Source organism: Bacteroidales bacterium (assembly GCA_013141385.1).
Classification (GTDB): Bacteria; Bacteroidota; Bacteroidia; order Bacteroidales; family Tenuifilaceae; genus UBA8529.
The window spans coordinates 36,644-55,399 of the sequence record JABFRB010000039.1 but is presented as its reverse complement, the minus strand read 5'-3'; the positions used below and the strand labels follow the sequence as shown (position 1 = coordinate 55,399).

General features: G+C 36.1%; 15 protein-coding genes. 9 read left to right on the top strand and 6 right to left on the bottom strand.

Going from position 1 to position 18,756, the window contains the following annotated elements; translation table 11 throughout:
* Positions 1–355 precede the first annotated feature (355 nt).
* The 6 genes from HOO91_18910 to HOO91_18885 form a co-directional block, all read right to left on the bottom strand.
* Entirely contained in the window at positions 356–730 is a 375-nt protein-coding gene (locus tag HOO91_18910) for a zinc-binding protein (protein ID NOU19633.1), read from the bottom strand.
* A gap of 514 nt (positions 731–1,244) precedes the next feature.
* A complete protein-coding gene (locus tag HOO91_18905; protein NOU19632.1) occupies positions 1,245–2,276 on the bottom strand; it encodes a permease in 1,032 nt (343 codons plus the stop codon).
* A 367-nt stretch (positions 2,277–2,643) separates the two neighbouring features.
* Positions 2,644–3,339 carry a sulfite exporter TauE/SafE family protein gene (locus tag HOO91_18900; GenBank protein NOU19631.1) on the bottom strand — a complete coding sequence of 232 codons (696 nt, stop codon included), beginning with the start codon at positions 3,337–3,339 and terminating at the stop codon, positions 2,644–2,646.
* Positions 3,340–3,344: 5 nt separating this feature from the next.
* Positions 3,345–3,770, bottom strand: coding sequence for a hypothetical protein (locus HOO91_18895; protein NOU19630.1), 426 nt, complete (start codon positions 3,768–3,770; stop codon positions 3,345–3,347).
* 295 nt (positions 3,771–4,065) lie between these two features.
* Positions 4,066–4,302 (bottom strand): thioredoxin family protein, encoded by a 237-nt coding sequence (locus HOO91_18890; GenBank protein NOU19629.1) that lies wholly within the window; start codon positions 4,300–4,302, stop codon positions 4,066–4,068.
* Positions 4,303–4,356: 54 nt separating this feature from the next.
* Positions 4,357–4,665: a winged helix-turn-helix transcriptional regulator gene (locus tag HOO91_18885; GenBank protein ID NOU19628.1), complete on the bottom strand. Its 309-nt coding sequence runs from the start codon at positions 4,663–4,665 to the stop codon at positions 4,357–4,359.
* A gap of 826 nt (positions 4,666–5,491) precedes the next feature.
* On the opposite strand from HOO91_18885, the gene HOO91_18880 reads away from it, so the two are divergent.
* The 9 genes from HOO91_18880 (at position 5,492) to HOO91_18840 (ending at position 18,741) form a co-directional block, all read left to right on the top strand.
* Complete coding sequence (locus HOO91_18880; protein ID NOU19627.1) at positions 5,492–5,800, top strand: glycoside hydrolase; 309 nt, start codon at positions 5,492–5,494, stop codon at positions 5,798–5,800.
* Positions 5,801–6,042: 242 nt separating this feature from the next.
* Complete coding sequence (locus tag HOO91_18875; protein NOU19626.1) at positions 6,043–7,335, top strand: glycosyltransferase; 1,293 nt, start codon at positions 6,043–6,045, stop codon at positions 7,333–7,335.
* 27 nt (positions 7,336–7,362) lie between these two features.
* Positions 7,363–7,569, top strand: a complete 207-nt coding sequence (locus HOO91_18870) for a hypothetical protein (protein ID NOU19625.1) — start codon at positions 7,363–7,365, stop codon at positions 7,567–7,569.
* 774 nt (positions 7,570–8,343) lie between these two features.
* Positions 8,344–11,610 carry a protease gene (locus tag HOO91_18865; protein ID NOU19624.1) on the top strand — a complete coding sequence of 1,089 codons (3,267 nt, stop codon included), beginning with the start codon at positions 8,344–8,346 and terminating at the stop codon, positions 11,608–11,610.
* A gap of 454 nt (positions 11,611–12,064) precedes the next feature.
* The gene (locus HOO91_18860) at positions 12,065–13,843 is read left to right on the top strand and encodes a bifunctional metallophosphatase/5'-nucleotidase (GenBank protein ID NOU19623.1); all 1,779 of its coding nucleotides are present in this window, start codon (positions 12,065–12,067) and stop codon (positions 13,841–13,843) included.
* Between the two features lie 66 nt (positions 13,844–13,909).
* Positions 13,910–14,545 carry a 7-carboxy-7-deazaguanine synthase QueE gene (locus tag HOO91_18855; GenBank protein ID NOU19622.1) on the top strand — a complete coding sequence of 212 codons (636 nt, stop codon included), beginning with the start codon at positions 13,910–13,912 and terminating at the stop codon, positions 14,543–14,545.
* A 17-nt stretch (positions 14,546–14,562) separates the two neighbouring features.
* Entirely contained in the window at positions 14,563–16,485 is a 1,923-nt protein-coding gene (locus HOO91_18850; GenBank protein NOU19621.1) for an OmpA family protein, read from the top strand.
* A gap of 569 nt (positions 16,486–17,054) precedes the next feature.
* Positions 17,055–18,077, top strand: a complete 1,023-nt coding sequence (locus HOO91_18845; GenBank protein NOU19620.1) for a hypothetical protein — start codon at positions 17,055–17,057, stop codon at positions 18,075–18,077.
* Positions 18,061–18,741: a hypothetical protein gene (locus tag HOO91_18840; GenBank protein NOU19619.1), complete on the top strand. Its 681-nt coding sequence runs from the start codon at positions 18,061–18,063 to the stop codon at positions 18,739–18,741. Before HOO91_18845 ends, HOO91_18840 begins: the two co-directional genes overlap by 17 nt.
* The last annotated feature ends 15 nt before the right edge of the window (positions 18,742–18,756 follow it).

Below are 18,756 nucleotides of genomic sequence, written 5' to 3'. Positions count from 1 at the left end.
TGCTTTAGGATCAACAGATCGATACATAAGCAAACCATTTTTCATAAACTTATTGTTCGAATGGTTGAAGGTGATCCCATTACATATCAGAATGTTAAAATTAGTGCTTAAATAAACACCTCAATTAGGATATTTAACTAAAGGTTTAAAGTAGATAATATTTGAGATTTAAAGTTATAATTCTTGATACCCATAAGAACCCGACACATAAGTTGGGTTCTTATTTTAAAAATAAGAGAATACTCAACTTACACTTTCTAGAAGGATTTCTCACCCTCTAGCTTTGTTCTTATATCAATCCCAAGAATCTAAATATACCCGCTCCTAATGCGAAGCTCCATAAAAACAATACTTTCTAAAGCACTTCGGCCTTTTCGTACACCGCTTTAATTACCTCATCGGTTACAGGAGTTTGCCCTTTTACATAGCCAAGATCCGTTAATCGCAAATAGTGATAATTTGTAATTCCAGCCTTGTCCAGAATCTTTTTACCGCAATCAACTGTACAGCCATCGAGCAATAGAAGGTTTGCCGTTTTAAACGCTTCAATAGTTGGTTTTATATCAGCACCAACCGCAGCAAGGCAATTCATCTTATAAACCTTGTTATCGCGTAGCTTGCGGGCAACAAGATCTGTAATGTGACCTAAATCGCAAGCACCAGAACAGGCAATAACAATCTTTTCACCGCTACCACAAAGGCAGCCCTTTTCGTCAGCAATTGTTCCCATTTTGCAAATGTTTTAAGAATTAATAATTACTACATAATAAGGTTTTGAGATATATTACCCCTACAGGGCTTATTTATATATATATCATTTTTCCTACAAATATTATCGCGGTGCTACCGCTTTAAAAGCTGCAGAGCAGCAAAATATTTGTAGTAAGTAATTTACAAATAGAGATCAAAGCTGCAGAGCAGCGTAATATTAATAAACATTCTAAAACAGATGTCATTCAAATTTTCATCGGATAACAAAGTAAAAAAATGTCAATTATACATGCTATTATCGTTCTAATATTTCTCGCAAAGCCGCCAATTTCGCTAAGAAGAAAAAACTAAAAGTTTTTTCCCTTTGCGCTGATTAATTGTTGTTATTACTAACTTCCCAAGTTTTTCAATAAAACATATTTTGTAATTGCCTTTCATATGGTTTCCTTTCACATTCATCGCCTTCAAATAACTTCTACCAAGTAATTTCTTTGAGGTTTTGCGACTTAGCGTGAGAATTCTTTGCTAAATTGTTAAAAAATAAAGTTGAATAGATAACCAACTACCATTATCCCCGATGCTACAATACCAATAAAGGTTAATATCAACGGGAGTTTAAGTACTTTCTTAAGAATTATCATCTCGGGCAACGAAAGCCCAATAACAGCCATCATAAAAGCCAATGCGGTACCAAGAGAAGCCCCTTTTTCAATCAAAACCGAAACAATAGGAATTATCCCGGCTGCATTGGAATACAATGGAACACCAATCAGAACGGACAATGGCACGCTATACCAAACCGATTTACCCATAATTGAAGCCATAAAATCCTGCGGTACATATCCATGTGCCCCTGCTCCCACTGCAATACCAATGGCAACATAAATCCATACCTTGCCAACAATCTCCTTCACAGCATCATAACCAAAGCGTATTCTGTTGGCTAATGTTTGTTTTTCCTCATCATCGGTTGCGTTACCTAATTGAGTTTTGTAAACCCAATCTTCTACCCAATGCTCAAGCTTTAACTTGCCAATTGTCCAACCCGAAAAAATGGCAATAATTAAACCTGTTAGAACATAAATAAGAGCCGTTTTCCAGCCAAATAATCCAAACAAAAGGATTACAGCAACCTCGTTAATCATAGGAGCAGCAATCAGAAACGAAAAGGTAACACCCAATGGCACACCCGATTCCACAAATCCTAAAAACAAAGGAATTGCAGAACATGAACAAAACGGTGTAACAATGCCAAGCAACGAAGCCAGCACGTTACCCGTAAATGTCGATTTACCTTCAAGTATCTTCCTTGTACGTTCGGCCGAAAAGTAAGAGCGGATAATGCCCACAAAAAATATAATAAGCGTAAGCAGCATCAATACTTTGGGCATCTCGAAAATAAAGAATCGCAACGATTCAGTAAATCGAGTCCCCTTTTCCAATCCCAAAACCGTATCGATAAACCAATCGGTTAATGGTTGCAAATTGCGATAAACCAAATACCAAACAGGTAAAAGCAGTAAAACTATTTGAAAGCTGCGCGATTTAAATATTCCAAGATTCATATTACTAATTTGAAAATTTGAGAATGAGACAATTTGAAAATTTGACAATGAGACAATGAGACAATAAGACAATAAGACAATGGAACAATTTGAGAAATATTTGAGTGCTTATCTGGAGAATATGATATGCATCCTTAAAAAACTCAACAAAAAAATCCAACCTCAAACCCCCAATCAACTTATACTTATTATTCTTCATATTCCTTTACTTTCCCCTTTTCACTTTCCCCTTTCCATTTTTCATTTTTCATTTTTCATTTTTCTCTTTTCACTTTCATCTTTATTCTTTTCATTTTCAAATTCTCAAATTACCCCACTGTCCCATTGTCTCACTGTTTCACTGTCTCATTGTCAATTTGTCAATTTGTCAAATTGTTACAAAAATATAATACACCCCAACACCAATAAACATCACGGCAACCACACGCCTAAACCAGAGTTCAAATATCTTTATATGATTATATAGTTTACCCACATTACCTACAGCATAAGCCAATAACCATGCGAACAGAATAACAGGTAAACCTGTAGCAACGGCAAACACAACAGGGAGATATAACCCGCTTGCGCTTGCAACTGTAATAGGGATAAGCATAGCAAAATAAAGCACCCCGCTATACGGACAAAACGCAAGAGCAAAGACAATTCCTAGTAAAAGTGTACTCCAATAACTTCCTTTGCCCCTCTCGCCAATTTTTTGAGTAAGATTAGATAAGGCAGGAAGGTTGATTTTGATAACATCGAGCATAAACAACCCAATCACAATTAGCACTGGGCCGAGTAATTTTTCACCCCAACCCTGAAACAGCATCGAAACGTGCATTTTACTTGCACCAAAATAAAGAATTACGGCTAATGCCGTATAGCTAATGGCACGCCCGAGGGTGTAAACCAAACCGCTGATAAATACCCGTCTTCGGTCTTCAATATTGCGGCTAATAAATCCAATTGCCGAAATATTTGTTGCCAAAGGGCAAGGGCTGATAGCTGTCATCAGCCCCAGAATCAGTGCTGTTACAAATGAGTATTGTGTGCTATCAAGTATGCTTCGTAAAAATTCCATAAGAACTAACCTTTTAGAGCCTGATCAACAGCTTTCTGAATCTCCTCTTTCATCTTTTCAAGATCGTGGGCGTTCAAAAAGCCCTTATCGGTTATATCAAGCCTATTTTTTCCGCTTACAACTAATAAAGTTTGACCGCCAATGCCCAGCTCCTCGGCAAAAACTTTGTTTTCGGATTCATCAAGATTTATAGCCTTAAATACGTATTCGCCAGTTTTTACCATTTCGGGGTAAAGCACTTCAACGGCTTTTCTAGCAGTCTCTTCAACCGACAAACAGGTTTTGCACCTACGGGCAAGATGAAAGTAGTAAACCTCAACCTTAGCTGAAATAGATCTTTGTGTACTCTCCTTTTTACCACCTTGTACATTACATGATATACTGCTTAATACCATAAGCACCACAAAGCTGAAAATTGTAATTTGTTTCATAGTTATGTTTTAATTTAACGTGAGTTAGTCATGAGAAACAATGTATTAATCTATATATCAATTTATTTTACTTGAATTAATGGAATAATAGAAGTTTGGAACCGAGCTTACGAGTTCGGCGAAGTCAAAAATGGAAGATACAAGCAAAAATCTAACCTCTTGTTTTGACTTCGTCGAGTTCCGCTTCGCTCCAGTTCCATTATTCCATCATTCCAACCTTCCATTGCCACACTAAATAACAATACATCATTGTAAATAAAATTATCATCATTTTTTTAAATCAAACTCACGTTTGTTAATACCTAGCCAACACCTCTTTTATCTCCGCAGCCGAAGGCACACGTCCCTTAATCTCCACCTTCTCGTTAACCACAAGGGCGGGAGTAGCCATAATATTGTACTTCATAATCTCGGTTATATCCTCCACCTTGGTAATAGTGGCATCAATACCGTTCTCAGCAACCACATCGCGGGTAAGCTTTTCGAGTGTTTTACACTTGGCACAGCCAGTGCCTAAAATTTTTATATGCATACGCTTATTAGTTATATCATTTCGGGAATACCCGAAATATTTAGTTAAATTTTTTTACCGTTTAAAAAAGTTAGCAAACAAAACCTTTGCCTCCTCCCAATTCTCACGATTTATACAATACTTAATATACGGAGGGTTAATTTCACCCTGTATAAGCCCAGCATTCTTAAGCTCCTTTAAATGCTCCGACAGCGTAGAACGGGCAATAGGCAGCTCCTCCGCCATATCGCCGCTATAGCAACACTTGCTTGAATTGGTAAGCAAAAAATCCAGAATAAAAACACGAACAGGATTCGAAAGAGCCTTCCCATACCTTGCCAACTTTTCCTGATTCTGCGTATAACCTTTTTCCTTTTCCAACATAGTAAAATTCATTTCGTATTTTCCCGAAACAAATTTATACTATATTTTGGATTGAAGGATCAAAATAGGGGGAATTTATTTTAACTAGTGTGAATAGAGAGTAGCGAACCCACGAACTTTGCGAGTAAAAACAGAGTATGTTAGCTCTTTCCTTGCAAGCCTCCCTTCGCTACTATACACAACTTTTCTTCCTACCGCACTCGCTTATCCGATTGTTATAGTTAAATACCATTAAAATTGAAGGAAAGAAATTGAAAACAACACCCTCCTCAAAAAATAGCATTAAAGGGTTAAAGTAATTTTACTTGCTAATTTACTTGCTATTACACTTGTAACTTATTACAATTCTTTTTCAGTTTATAATAGCAGCCTTTAGAAGTAAAGGAACTAAAGTATGCTAAGCAAAGTTAATTTCTTGCCTCACTGAAGCCCTAAACTTTGCCCGATTAACTTAATCTCACTTTTCATGTTTTTCTCTTTTACCATCGGAGGGTTCGCAAGTTCGGTTCGTTTTTGCCATTTCTCTTTTTTCTTTTTCCTCTCATGGACTTTAAGTTAAATCCTCTTTTTGAATTTTTACTTTTTGTTTTAATCTCCTTGAAATGTTGCTATTCTCTTTCAAACCATTAGAAAACTCTTTGATTTAAAGTTAATCTTAAAATAATAGGCAACGATGATTTAAATCATTATCAGGTATTTAACAATGCATTAACTTGATATTGCCCTCCAATATTCATAAGTTTGTTCTCCCTTTGATTTTCGCATGAAAGAAAAGAATAATTAAGACACTTTTATGCAATTAGTATTAACCTTTAAATGTATTGTTATGAGCATTCAGAAACGTTTTTTAACCGACAAGGGTGTTTGCCAGATTACCTTTGTTTTACCAGAATCGATTACTAATACTTCAAAAAAGGTTGCTGTGGTCGGCGATTTTAATAACTGGAGCTCCGAAAAACATCCAATGAAAAAAAACAAAGATGGAAAATTCAAGTGTACTGTTGAACTTCCATTAGGGAAAGAGTATCAGTACCGCTACCTGCTCGATGATACCCGCTGGGAAAACGATTGGGATAACGATGGGTTAGTTGCAACACCTTATAAGGACACATACAATTCATCAATTATGCTATAACTTAGTCCATTTATTGAAGTTCCTTGCAACTTGCTGCGAGGAACTATTTTACTGGTGAAGCGAACCGATTTAGTAACAGCCGTGAAACTCTCCAAAAGAACACAAAGGCTTTCCATAGATCTTTACATCAACTTAGCAACCTATGTGGTTTAGCAGCATATTAACCAAACCCTTAATTTGCACAGTTATATAAAGAGTACAACATGCAACACAAATACATCTATCACATAATATTAAATGAGATATTAATGAGAATACTTATGTTCGGATGGGAGTTTCCCCCTCATATTTCAGGTGGTCTTGGTACTGCTTGTTATGGTTTAACAAAAGGGTTATCCTCCTTTAATGATATTGATTTAATCTTTGTTGTTCCCAAGGTTTATGGAGATGAACACAAACCCGACATGAAGCTGATAGGTGCCAGCGATGTGGAGCTTACAAGGAAAACGGTAAGAATGCAGAAAGAATTTGAAGAGAAAATGTTCTTTGAATTTCGAGAGCATGTTTCTGCTTATATAACACCGGAGCAATTTGAGCAGATATCCGTTGAGCGACAAGAGCGGTTAAAAAATGAAGATTCAAATACGCCAACGAATAAGCTGACGTTTACAGGTAATTATGGAACCAGCTTATTCGATGAAATATCCCGATACGCAGTTGTTGCATCAAATATTGCGAGGAATGAACCACATGATGTTATTCATGCGCATGATTGGTTGACCTATCCAGCGGGGATCGAAGCCAAAAAGGTTTCGGGGAAACCCCTGGTGATTCATGTACACGCCACGGAATATGACCGAAGTGGCGAAAACATTAACCAAAGGGTGTATGAAATTGAGCGAAGAGGGATGGAGGTAGCCGATAAGGTAATAACGGTTAGTAATCTCACACGAAACATTGTAATTCAGAAGTATGGGATACATCCTTCCAAAATAGTAACCATACATAACGCCGTTGAGGATGCCAATAATTATGAGATTAAGCAGCTTAGCAGAGGGAAAACGAATAGAAAGATTGTAACATTCCTCGGAAGAATCACCATGCAGAAAGGACCTGAGTATTTTATAGAAGCGGCTAATATGGTTTTAAAAAAAAAGTCTGACGTTAACTTTATTATGGCAGGGAGTGGCGATTTAATGATAAAAATGGTAAAAATGGCTGCAATGTTACGGATATCAAAAAACTTCCATTTTACAGGTTTCTTAAAAGGGGATGATGTGTTTAGTATGTTTCGGATGAGCGACTTATATGTTATGCCCTCTGTCTCTGAACCGTTTGGAATTTCGCCACTTGAGGCAATGCAAAGCCACGTTCCAGTCATTATATCAAAACAGTCGGGTGTATCGGAAGTGATTAGACACGCCATAAAAATTAATTTCTGGGATATTGATGCCATGGCAGATGCCATATATGGAGTATTAAGCTATGATGCATTGGCAAGCCACTTAAGAAGAAATGGCAAGCAAGAGGTAGATAACCTTAAATGGGTTGATGCAGCGGCAAAAATCAAAGAAGTATACTATCAGGTGGCATAACGCTAAAAAAAATTAATACTTACAACTATGAGAGAAAAGAGAATTTCCATGATAGAACAGTTGGAACCTATACCATCGACCAATATTTCAGTTTCCATTAATAAGGAAAAAATCAACGATTATACCACAGAATGGAGCATTGTAAACAGCCCAATTGAAGAAAAAAGGGAACAAGCCGAAATGTTTAAAAAGATCAAGGAAGATTCGAAAGATTTTTATCCGCTATTTTTTTAGGGCGGTATTTCTTTTTTTGATTCTTAATTCCCCAGTTCAACGTAGATTACTCTCAGCGAACTCGCAAAATACGCTCGGTTAGTGCAGCGTATCTACGTCCTCTTTAAATTGCTGTCTCCAGATCGTACCAAACTCCATAAAAAAAACACCGTTAAACTGGGCCCCTACCTCATTTTTTCTTTTCTTGAAAGTATTGCTTGTATAATATTCAATGAAAAAAACTCAGCTTTTTGCGATTTTTTTAATGAGGATTTATAGCTGATACTTGCACATAATTTTCTGTTTTAATGCTAGTATTATATTAGCTGTAAAAAGTAACAGGAAACCTCCCCTGCTCCTCCTTAAAAAGGAGGAGTGATTATTGTACAATCAATTTATGGTATAGTATCATTCACAGGTGGCATTGCAATGCAAAATTATCACATTTTGCGATAATTGTATCACGCTTTGCGATTAGATGATGACATACAGGCAGCCTTCGATGGCATTATTAGAGTCAAACCATTTAAACCACCACCCCTACCCTCCTTAAAATTAAAAAAAGATGAAAAACCACTGCAATGCCCTGTTATAGCAATTTTAAGGGGTTGAGGTTTATTTTGAGTGCTCAAAACCTTCTTTGGAAAGTATCAAAATCATATTTAACAAAACACCTTTAACATTTGTTCACTCCGAAAGTTTAAAGATATTTCAAAAAACACTAAACCTTACTTGCTTTCTATTGTCAAAAAACGGAGATTTATATTTATTTTACCATTCAATAATGTTTTAAAAATGAAGAAAATAGTAATTATCATATTTGTATTGGTAGCTTTTGCTGGTAATACATTTAGCCAAGAATCAAAACTATTAAGATTCCCCGCCGTAAATGGCAATCAGGTTGTCTTCACCTATGCAGGCGATCTATACACAGTACCTCTCACTGGTGGAATTGCCAGAAAACTAACAAATAACGTTGGCTACGAGATGTTTGCCCACTTCTCTCCCGATGGAAGTAAAATTGCATTCACTGGGCAATATGATGGGAATACCGAAATATTCACAATTCCATCGCAGGGGGGCGTTCCTCAAAGGTTAACCTATACGGCAACTTTGAATCGCGATGATATTTCGGATCGTATGGGCCCTAACAACATTGTGATGAGCTGGACACCCGATGGAAAATCAATTATATACCGCTCCAGAAAACAAACCTACGACGACTTTACAGGCCAACTTTATAAAGTATCAATAAACGGTGGTATCTCGGAAGAATTACCATTAATGACAGGTGGTTTCTGTTCCTACTCACCCGATGGCAAAAAGTTAGCCTTCAACAAGGTTTTCCGTGAGTTTAGAACTTGGAAATACTACAAGGGCGGTATGGCCGATGATATCTCAATTTTTGATTTTGATACCAAAGAGATCAAGAACATAACCAATACAGTATCTCAGGAGATAGTACCAATGTGGGTTGGTGACAATATCTACTTCCTATCCGATAGGGACAGAACAATGAATATGTTCGCATACAACACTAAAAGCGGCGAAACAACCAAGGTAACTAGCTTTACCGAGTACGATATTAAATTCCCCTCGTTTAGCGATAAAACAATAGTCTTTGAGAACGGTGGCTATATATACAAGTACGATGTTGCAACCAAATCATCAGAAAAAATCCCGATTAACATTATTGATGACTTCACATACTCCAGACCATCATATAAGGATGCTAGTAAGAATATCTTTAGCGGCGATATCGCTCCTAATGGCGAACGAGTTGTATTTTCAGCACGTGGTGATATCTACACCGTTCCTGCAGAGAAAGGGATAACCCGCAACCTTACAAATAGCTCCAATGCCCATGATCGTGCTGCGGTATGGTCACCCGATGGTAAATATATTGCCTATTTATCCGATAAATCTGGTGAGTACGAAGTTTATATGCAGCAGCAGGATGGCTCCACCGAAGCAGTTAAGCTAACCGATGGAATCAATAACTATATCTTTAGAATATCATGGTCACCCGATAGCAAGAAAATCCTATTTAACGATAGGTTGGGTCGCCTACAGTATGTTGATGTTGCTACAAAAAAGGTAACCCTAGTTGAAAAAAGTGAATTTGGTCGAATCAACGACTATTCATGGTCACCCGATAGTAAATGGGTTACCTATACAGCTACCGATATGAATAGATTCCACATCATAAATGTTTACAATATTGAATCTGCTACAAAACAAGCTGTAACCGATAATTGGTATGAATCAGATCAACCCACATTTTCGAATGATGGCAAGTACCTCCTATTCGTTTCCGATAGAGATTTCGATCCAATCTATAGCTCCGTTGAATGGAACTATGCTTATAAGGATATGAGCAAAATCTATATGATATTGCTTTCAAAGGAAACCCCTTCGCCATTCGCTCCTGAGAATAACGAGGTTGGTGCCAATAAAACAGAATCAACCAAACAATCCGATAGTAAAACAGAAAAAGAATTGAAGGATACTCCAAAGAAAGAGGTTACGCCTGTTAATGTAAAAATCGATTTTGATGGCATCCTTTCAAGGATTATTGCACTTCCTGTTGATGTTTCATCCTATGAGGATGTTAATTGCATTGATGGTAAAGTATACTTCAATCAATATAGCACTGTAAAACAAGTTGCAAAACTTTACGATCTAGCTAAGAAAACCGAAACGGAACTTGCCGATTCAATCACCTTCACAATATCCTCTAATGGTAAAAAGATGTTGGTTCAAAAAGATTCGGACTATAGCGTAATCGATCTTCCCACATCAAAAATCAACCTCGAAAAAACAATGGATTTGAGTAATATGAAGGTTTGGGTTGATTATCACAAGGAATGGAAGCAAATATATGATGAGAGCTGGCGTCAGATGAGAGATTTCTTTTACGTAGAGAATATGCATGGGTTGGATTGGAAAGCAATGCATAAAAAGTATGATGCGTTAATTCCATATGTTAACCATCGTGCAGATTTAACCTACGTAATTGGTGAGCTGATTGGTGAGCTAAATGTTGGTCACGCCTACGTAAATAGTGGCGAAAAACCTGAACCAGAACGTATCAAACTTGGTTTACTTGGTGCAAAACTTAGTAAACATTCAAGTGGATACTTCCAAATTAACCAAATACTCGATGGGGTTACATGGAATAAATCTCTTAGTTCTCCGCTACGTGAAGTTGGCGTAAATGTTAGTAAGGGTGATTTTATATTAGCCGTTGATGGTCAAAACCTACAAAACATTAACGATATCTACACAACGCTTATTGATAAGGCGGATAAAACTGTAGAACTAGTGGTCAATAGTAAGCCAGAACTTGCAGGTAGCCGGAAAGTTTTGGTTACTCCTATTGCAAATGAATCAAGCCTATACTACTACACATGGGTTCAAAATAATATCAAAAAGGTGACTGAGGCAACCAATGGCGAAGTTGGTTATATCCATATTCCCGATATGGGAGTTGAAGGCTTGAATGAGTTTGTTAAATACTTCTACCCTCAGCTAACCAAAAAAGCCTTAATCATTGATGATAGAGGGAATGGAGGTGGAAATGTTTCACCAATGATCCTCGAACGCTTAAGCCGTGTGGTTTATAGACAAACAATGAGGAGAGGCACACCCTATGCATCAACAATCCCTGCCCAAACGCATGTTGGTCCTAAGGTTTTACTCCTAAATAGATACTCCGCATCCGATGGCGATTTATTCCCTTATGGTTTCCAAAAACTTGGACTTGGAGTAACAATTGGAACACGATCATGGGGTGGAGTTGTAGGAATTACGAGTTCATTACCTTTTGTTGATGGAGGAGAACTTCGTAAACCAGAGTTTGCCAGCTTTAGCTCCGAAGCAAGCAAGTGGATTATTGAAGGTCATGGGGTTGATCCAGACATTGTTATTGATAACGATTCCTATAAAGAGTACATTGGTATCGATGACCAGCTAAGTAAAGCAATTGAGGTGATTAAAGACAAGCTAAAAAACTTCAAGAGCTTACCTCCTATTCCAGTCGATCCTGATAAATCGAAATAGGTTTATTTGGCAAAATAACTAGTGTATATCCAAATAGTAAGATTTAATTCCAAATTGAATATCGAACAAGGATCAACGATTTTAGAAGATTCCTGAAAACAAGCTGATTACGTAAACATCAGAAATCATAAATCGTTGATCCTTGTTCTTAAATCTAAATAATCCTACTTTAAATGCAAACTCTAACGAATATGAGGGTTTCCAATAAGTTTATGCAATCGTCATTGATGAAAAGAAACAACTGAAGCTATCTGCTAATTAGAAACAGATTACTTACGGTGAACTCCACTTCACTCCGATTTCTTTACTTCGCTAGCAATGACGTTTTTCGAAGAATAGATCTTTAAACATCCTATTTTATTAGAAAAAGTGGCTTAATAATTGGATGTGTTTGGAACAAACAATTATGCGTTAGAACTGTTATTTAATCTAACTTTGCGAAAAAATAATTTGTATGAAAACGATAAACTACAAATGCATCTACCTCACTCTTCTCCTTTTAACTACTATCACAGGATTTGCACAAAAAACAGTTACCATAAAAATACTTGAAACAAGCGACGTTCATGGTTCAATATTCCCGTTCGATTATATCAATAACCGACCTGCACAATCTAGCTTATCTCAAGTTTACTCGTATGTAAAGCAGGAGCGTGCTAAAAAAGATCAAAATGTTTTACTATTTGATAATGGTGATATACTACAAGGTCAACCAACAGTGTATTACTCAAATTTTATTGATACAACCAACCAGAATATTGTATCGCAGGTATTTAACTTCATGGGTTACGATGCTGCAACATTAGGAAATCATGATATTGAAGCAGGTCCAAAGGTTTACAATAAAATGCGAGATGAATTGAAATTCCCTTGGATGGCTGCAAATGCAGTAAACGAATCGGATGGAAAACCATACTTTTTACCCTACACAACATTTCAAAAGGAAGGTGTGAAGATTGTTGTTATCGGTCTTATAACCCCTGGCATTCCTCATTGGTTACCTAAAGTACTTTGGCCCGATATGCGCTTTGAAAGCATGCTCTCCACTGCTAAATATTGGGTAGATCAAATTAAGAAGACAGAAAAACCTGATATTATCATTGGTCTATTTCACTCAGGTCACGATGCTAAATACGGGGATCAAGACCCTAATGATGTAATGAACGAGAACTCCTCTCAAACCATTGCCCAGAAAGTTCCCGGCTTTGATGTTATCCTAATAGGGCACGACCACGATGAATTAAATAAGAAGTTCCTAAACACCAACGGAGACTCTGTTCTTATCCTCGATCCTACATCAGCTGCACGTTTTATCTCCGAAGCAACAATTAAGGTAAATATCGACATAAAAGGTAAGGTTTTAGGAAAGAAGATAACAGGCAAATTAATTGAAACAAAGACCATTAAACCTGATTCACTGTTTATGGATAAGTTTAAAGATTGTACAAAAAACATTGAAACCTTTGTAAATCGTAAAATTGCTGACTTTACCGAATCAACCTCAACCCAAGATTCATATTTTGGATCCTCATCATTCATTGATTTTATTCATAGTTCACAGTTGAGTATTAGCAAAGCTGATATCTCTTTTGCTGCGCCTCTATCCTATAGCACCTCAATTAAAAAAGGGCCAGTTTATGTTCGCGATATGTTCAAACTCTATAAGTTTGAGAACTTTCTTTACGTTATGAATCTTACAGGTAAAGAGATTGACAGTTACCTTGAGTACTCCTATAGCCATTGGTTCAATACCATGACAAGTAGTGATGATCATCTTATCAAATTTAAACTTGGTAAAGATCAAACCCTTGAACTTAGGAAAGATGGTAAAGTACAACTCGATAATAACTACTATAACTTTGATTCCGCAGCTGGGATATTTTATACTGTTGATGTTTCAAAACCCGAAGGCGATAAAGTAACCATAACATCAATGGCCGATGGCTCACCCTTCGATCTTAATAAAACCTATAGGATTGCAACCAGCTCATTCCGTGGTAATGGTGGTGGTGGACATTTGATTCAAGGTTGTGGAATCCCTGCGGATCAACTCAACTCAAGGCTTGTACATTCAACCGATAAGGATATCAGATACTACTTACTTAAATGGATTGAAGCGCAGAAGGTTGTAACCCCAAAATCTTTAAACCTATGGAATGTAATTCCTGCCGATTGGGTTAAAGTTGCAACAGAGCGTGATAGGGACTTGATGTTTGGAAGTAAGCAAGAATAGCAGTAATTAGTTTTTAGTTTCTAGTGTTTAGTAGGATTAAAAATTTGAAATTGTGGGTAAAATATAATGGAACTAAGCGAGTTTGTAAAACAGTTTGATTCTGGGAAACTCCTTCCATTGGTGGAAGAGTTTTACACACTTCAGGGTGAAGGTTATCATACTGGTAAGGCGGCTTACTTCATCCGTATTGGAGGTTGTGATGTTGGTTGTAAATGGTGCGATTCCAAACTATCATGGAATCCCGAGATATTTCCTCCAGTTCTCGTTGATAACATTCTTGCCAATGCCGAATCGTACCCAGCAAGGGCAATAGTTGTTACAGGAGGAGAACCTAGCCTATACCCTCTCGATTACTTATGCTCGGAGTTTAAAAAGAAAGGATTTCAGACCTTCATTGAAACATCTGGTGCATATAACTTAACAGGGCATTGGGACTGGATTTGTCTTTCGCCCAAACGTCAACAACCTCCAGCCGATGGTATTCACCTAAAAGCCGATGAACTAAAAGTCATTATATCAGAACCTGATGATATCAATTGGGCCGAAGAGAATTCCAACCTTGTTAAATCCAGCTGTCAGCTATACCTACAACCCGAATGGAGTAAGTTTAAAACTATTATTCCTTGGCTTGTTGATTATGTTATGAATAATCCCAAATGGAAAATATCTTTACAATCGCATAAATTTATGCACATTCCATAGACTCAAAACATATCAAAATGAATAAACTTGCTTTATCAATACTTATATTCCTTATTGTTTTGCAGGTTGATGCTCAAACTGGTAAACTTTCAACTTCGAACAAAAGAGCAATTGAGCTATATCAAAAGGCTACAGAATCTTACCAGAGATACGACACCGAGTCTGCCATTCAATATCTGAAACAGAGCATTGAAAAAGATTCAAAGTTTATTGAGGCATACCTAATTCTCTCGCAGATTTATCAGGAGATGCGTTTAGCTGATAACGCCATAGATGCTGCAAATAAAGCTATTGCTATCAATCCAGATTTCTTCCCAAATATCTACTTCAATCTTGGTAACCTTTTCCTATTTAAGGGAGAGTATGAAACATCATTATCAAATTTCAATAAGTTTTTAGGTTATCAAACCATTAAGTCTCAAATAAAAGGGGTTGCAGAAAAACGTAAAGCAACCTGTGAATTTGCCATTAAGGCAATTCAAAACCCTGTCCCATTTAACCCCATTAACCTTGGATTAAATGTTAATTCATCCATTGATGAGTATTGGCCTAGCCTTTCGGCAGATGAAAATACTTTGGTGATAACGGCTAATATTCCTAAAGATTCATCATTAAACCAAATTATTCATAATAGGCAAGAAGATTTCTTTATTACCCATCGAAATTTGGAAGGGAAATGGGAACCCATAAAATCTGTTGGGAAGCCCTTAAATACTATGTTTAATGAGGGCGCTCAATCCATTACCTCCGATGGAAAAAAAATGTACTATACCGTTTGCCGTGGGGTTTGTAATATCTTTAGTTCAGAATTAACCCCTGATGGAACTTGGAGTGCACCTACCCGCCTATCGACCATTAACAGCAACAAATTTTCGAATAAACAACCTTCAATCTCACCCGATGGGAGAACGTTATACTTTGTTAGCAATAGACTAGGTGGTTACGGTGGATTTGATATTTACAAAACAACTCTAAAGGATGATGGTTCGTGGGCAATACCCGAAAATCTTGGAAACACCATTAATACCGAAGGTGAAGAGCAATCCCCCTTTGTTCATTTTGATAATCAAACCCTTTACTTCGCCTCCGATGGTCATATCGGAATGGGAGGTTTAGATTTATTTGTTTCCAGATTATCCGCTGATAGCACATGGTCTACCCCCAAAAACCTTGGATATCCGATTAATACCTATCGTGATGAGGATGGGCTTATTGTCAATGCACGGGGTACAACAGCCTATTACTCATCCGATCGGGATACTAAACGCGGAAGAGATATATTCACGTTTAACCTAGATCCTTCAATTCAACCAATCCCAGCATCATATTTAACAGGAACTATCAAAGATTCTGAAAATGGAAAACCCCTAAAAGCCAACTTTTCACTTGTAGATCTCAATACTGAACATGAAATAATGAAATCCCTTTCATCCGATGATGGTAGTTTTCTGGTTTGTATCCCAACAGAAAAAAACTATGCCTTTTATGCATCTGCCACAGGCTATCTATTCTTCTCCGATCATTTTGAGCTAAAGGGTACTCATTCAATCGATAAACCATTTAGGAAAGACATCGCCCTTGATCCAATCAAGGTAAACCAAATTATGCAGATGCGAAATATCTTCTTTGGAACCGATTCCTATGAACTTAAACCAGAATCAAAGGTTGAGCTAAACAAGCTGCTAAATCTTTTAATATCTAACAAAACTATTCGCATAGAGGTTGGAGGTCATACCGATAATCAAGGAGATGATGCGTATAATCAGAAACTATCCAAAAACAGAGCAAAATCGGTTGTCGATTATCTTATAGCCCATCAAGTAGATCCGGAAAGAGTAAAATGGGTTGGGTATGGCGAAACAAAACCCATTGCTGATAATAAAACAGAAGAGGGTCGCTCCTTAAATAGAAGAACTGAGGTTAAAATAACGGGGGTATAGTTGTAACATTTTGTTTTTTAATAGGTCTCTTATTATCATTTTAATAAATAGCAACCATCTCTTAACAAGCTTTCAGATTGATTTGATTTCTGAATATCATTAACAATACTCTTCAAATATTTCAAACAATGACATCTTATCGTATTACAAACAGACACAATTTATAGAATAATAAGTTATAAAGTTTTATAAAGAAAAATAACATATAAAAATAGTTTTTTACTCAAAAATTATTAGGTTTGTTATTATCAAATTAAACTTAGTCAAATTAAGTTTTATTTGATATAAGGTAAATAAACTCAGAATGACGATAATTGTTAACAATTCCCAGCAGATGGTTCGTTAATTATTATTTAGTTCAACAAGAAGTTATTTCCATAAATCATCAAGTGTTTTCGTTCTAGCCTGAAAATGTCCTAAGAACGAGTTAAGTATTTGTTAGTTAGTAAGATTTTCATGCTAATTGACCAAACGAAGTCGTATTTATTTAAAACAAAAAGATACCAACCGATATTGCCCAAGTAGGAAATAAAAGTCACTATAGGTTTTACCAAAAAACTATCAAAAAAATGAAACTTTTAAAATTAGGTTTAAAAATCGCAATTTCTTTAATGGTATTATTCCTATTAGTGGAAATTGTCTACAGGATTGTTCACAAAGATACCACAATGGAACATCCGCCTATTTACCAAATAGATTCGGTATTGAGTTATAAGTATCTTGCTAATGCAACTTTTACTAAAGGTGGAAAGGAAATGCATATAAATAAATATGGATATATTGGAGAAGATTGGCCATTAGCAAAACCCCATAATTTTTTTAGGATTGCCATTATAGGGGCATGCCCTGTAGCTGGAGGGATACATATTAAGGGGCACAGTTCAAGTTTTCCTCTTATGTTACAAGATAAATTTCAACAAAATGGATATAATGTTGAAATCCTAAATTTTGGGGTTGGAGGTGCTAACCGTTCTTATTCCTTATTTAAATCTATTGAAAAAGATGTGGTGCAATTTAAACCGGATATGGTTTTATTTGAATTCTCCGGTGTATTTAGTGATGATAAGATAGTAAAAGAAGTATATAGGAATAATATTATTGAATATCCGTATGGTAATACAAAAGCCAAAGAACATGTTAAAAAATTGGTTGATGAGTTTTATCCATATTCATTTTTAAGAAAAATTGTTAAAAATGTCGAAACTGTTAGAGCACTGGTAAGATACTATGGCGAATATAATACTAACAAATTAGGTGAGTATTGCAAATTTATTGTTGAAGATAAAGTTAGTGTATATGGTCCCAAGGTTTTGTTTACCAAAAATAAAACCACACAATTACTTATTGAAGAAAACGATAAATTAAAAAATGAAAACATAAAACTATATTTATTCATTTTCAAATGTACCAAAGCAACTAGTTTTAAATCCATTCCAGTACTTCCAGTATGTGGTAATTTCGATGAAACCACACATTATCATAAAGATGAACATTATAACTATAAAGGAACCCTCCTGCTTACAGATATTTTTTATGAGCAATTAATAAAAATAATTCCTCCAAAATATTATCATTATGAACCTAAAAAATAATTTATTTATAATCCTGCTGGTTGTAATTGCCAGTTGTAAAGACAAAAATCATGTGAATTATTCGGCCATTCATTTTGCACAACCTCCTGTAATAGATGGTACTATGGATAGTATGTGGTTAAATGCAAAGCCAGCACTTATCAACGGAGATATTATAGGTGATCTTTACATGAAAGATTCTACTGATTTAACTGCATCTTTCAGATGTGCTTGGGACAATAACAATTTGTACTTTTTCATTAGTGTTATCGATGATATAAGATTCGGAGATGTATCTGGATTACTGCAACCGTATGATAATGACGATATCGAATTTTACTTCAAAACCCCTTCGATACAAAAAGATAAGAAGAAACAATTACAAGTATTCTCATTTATTTCTAAATGCGATAGCGTGTTAAGCAAAATACACCTAGATTATAAACTTGTTAGCGATGCAAATGGTTATAAACTTGAAATTTCTATTCCACTTAAAGCATTAAATATCAAAAATACCAGTGATTTAATTGACTTTAATATTGAAATAAATGATAATGATAATCCTTACCCTCCTAACTCAGGAATGATGATGGAACGAGAAACCTCCATTTCGTGGATGCCCAATTCGGCAAGATTATCGTGGAGTGGAAATATAAAATTTGGAAAAATTAAATTACAAAATTAATACCCTGCAATAAAA

Excerpts from the sequence above, each read along its gene's own strand:
- HOO91_18840 (NOU19619.1), top strand. The coding sequence starts at position 18,061 with ATGAACCTAAAAAATAATTTATTTATAATCCTGCTGGTTGTAATTGCC.
- HOO91_18855 (NOU19622.1), top strand. The coding sequence starts at position 13,910 with ATGGAACTAAGCGAGTTTGTAAAACAGTTTGATTCTGGGAAACTCCTT.
- HOO91_18850 (NOU19621.1), top strand. The coding sequence starts at position 14,563 with ATGAATAAACTTGCTTTATCAATACTTATATTCCTTATTGTTTTGCAG.
- HOO91_18845 (NOU19620.1), top strand. The coding sequence starts at position 17,055 with ATGAAACTTTTAAAATTAGGTTTAAAAATCGCAATTTCTTTAATGGTA.
- HOO91_18910 (NOU19633.1), bottom strand. The coding sequence starts at position 730 with ATGGGAACAATTGCTGACGAAAAGGGCTGCCTTTGTGGTAGCGGTGAA.
- HOO91_18885 (NOU19628.1), bottom strand. The coding sequence starts at position 4,665 with ATGTTGGAAAAGGAAAAAGGTTATACGCAGAATCAGGAAAAGTTGGCA.
- HOO91_18860 (NOU19623.1), top strand. The coding sequence starts at position 12,065 with ATGAAAACGATAAACTACAAATGCATCTACCTCACTCTTCTCCTTTTA.
- HOO91_18865 (NOU19624.1), top strand. The coding sequence starts at position 8,344 with ATGAAGAAAATAGTAATTATCATATTTGTATTGGTAGCTTTTGCTGGT.
- HOO91_18870 (NOU19625.1), top strand. The coding sequence starts at position 7,363 with ATGAGAGAAAAGAGAATTTCCATGATAGAACAGTTGGAACCTATACCA.
- HOO91_18890 (NOU19629.1), bottom strand. The coding sequence starts at position 4,302 with ATGCATATAAAAATTTTAGGCACTGGCTGTGCCAAGTGTAAAACACTC.
- HOO91_18905 (NOU19632.1), bottom strand. The coding sequence starts at position 2,276 with ATGAATCTTGGAATATTTAAATCGCGCAGCTTTCAAATAGTTTTACTG.
- HOO91_18900 (NOU19631.1), bottom strand. The coding sequence starts at position 3,339 with ATGGAATTTTTACGAAGCATACTTGATAGCACACAATACTCATTTGTA.
- HOO91_18895 (NOU19630.1), bottom strand. The coding sequence starts at position 3,770 with ATGAAACAAATTACAATTTTCAGCTTTGTGGTGCTTATGGTATTAAGC.
- HOO91_18880 (NOU19627.1), top strand. The coding sequence starts at position 5,492 with ATGAGCATTCAGAAACGTTTTTTAACCGACAAGGGTGTTTGCCAGATT.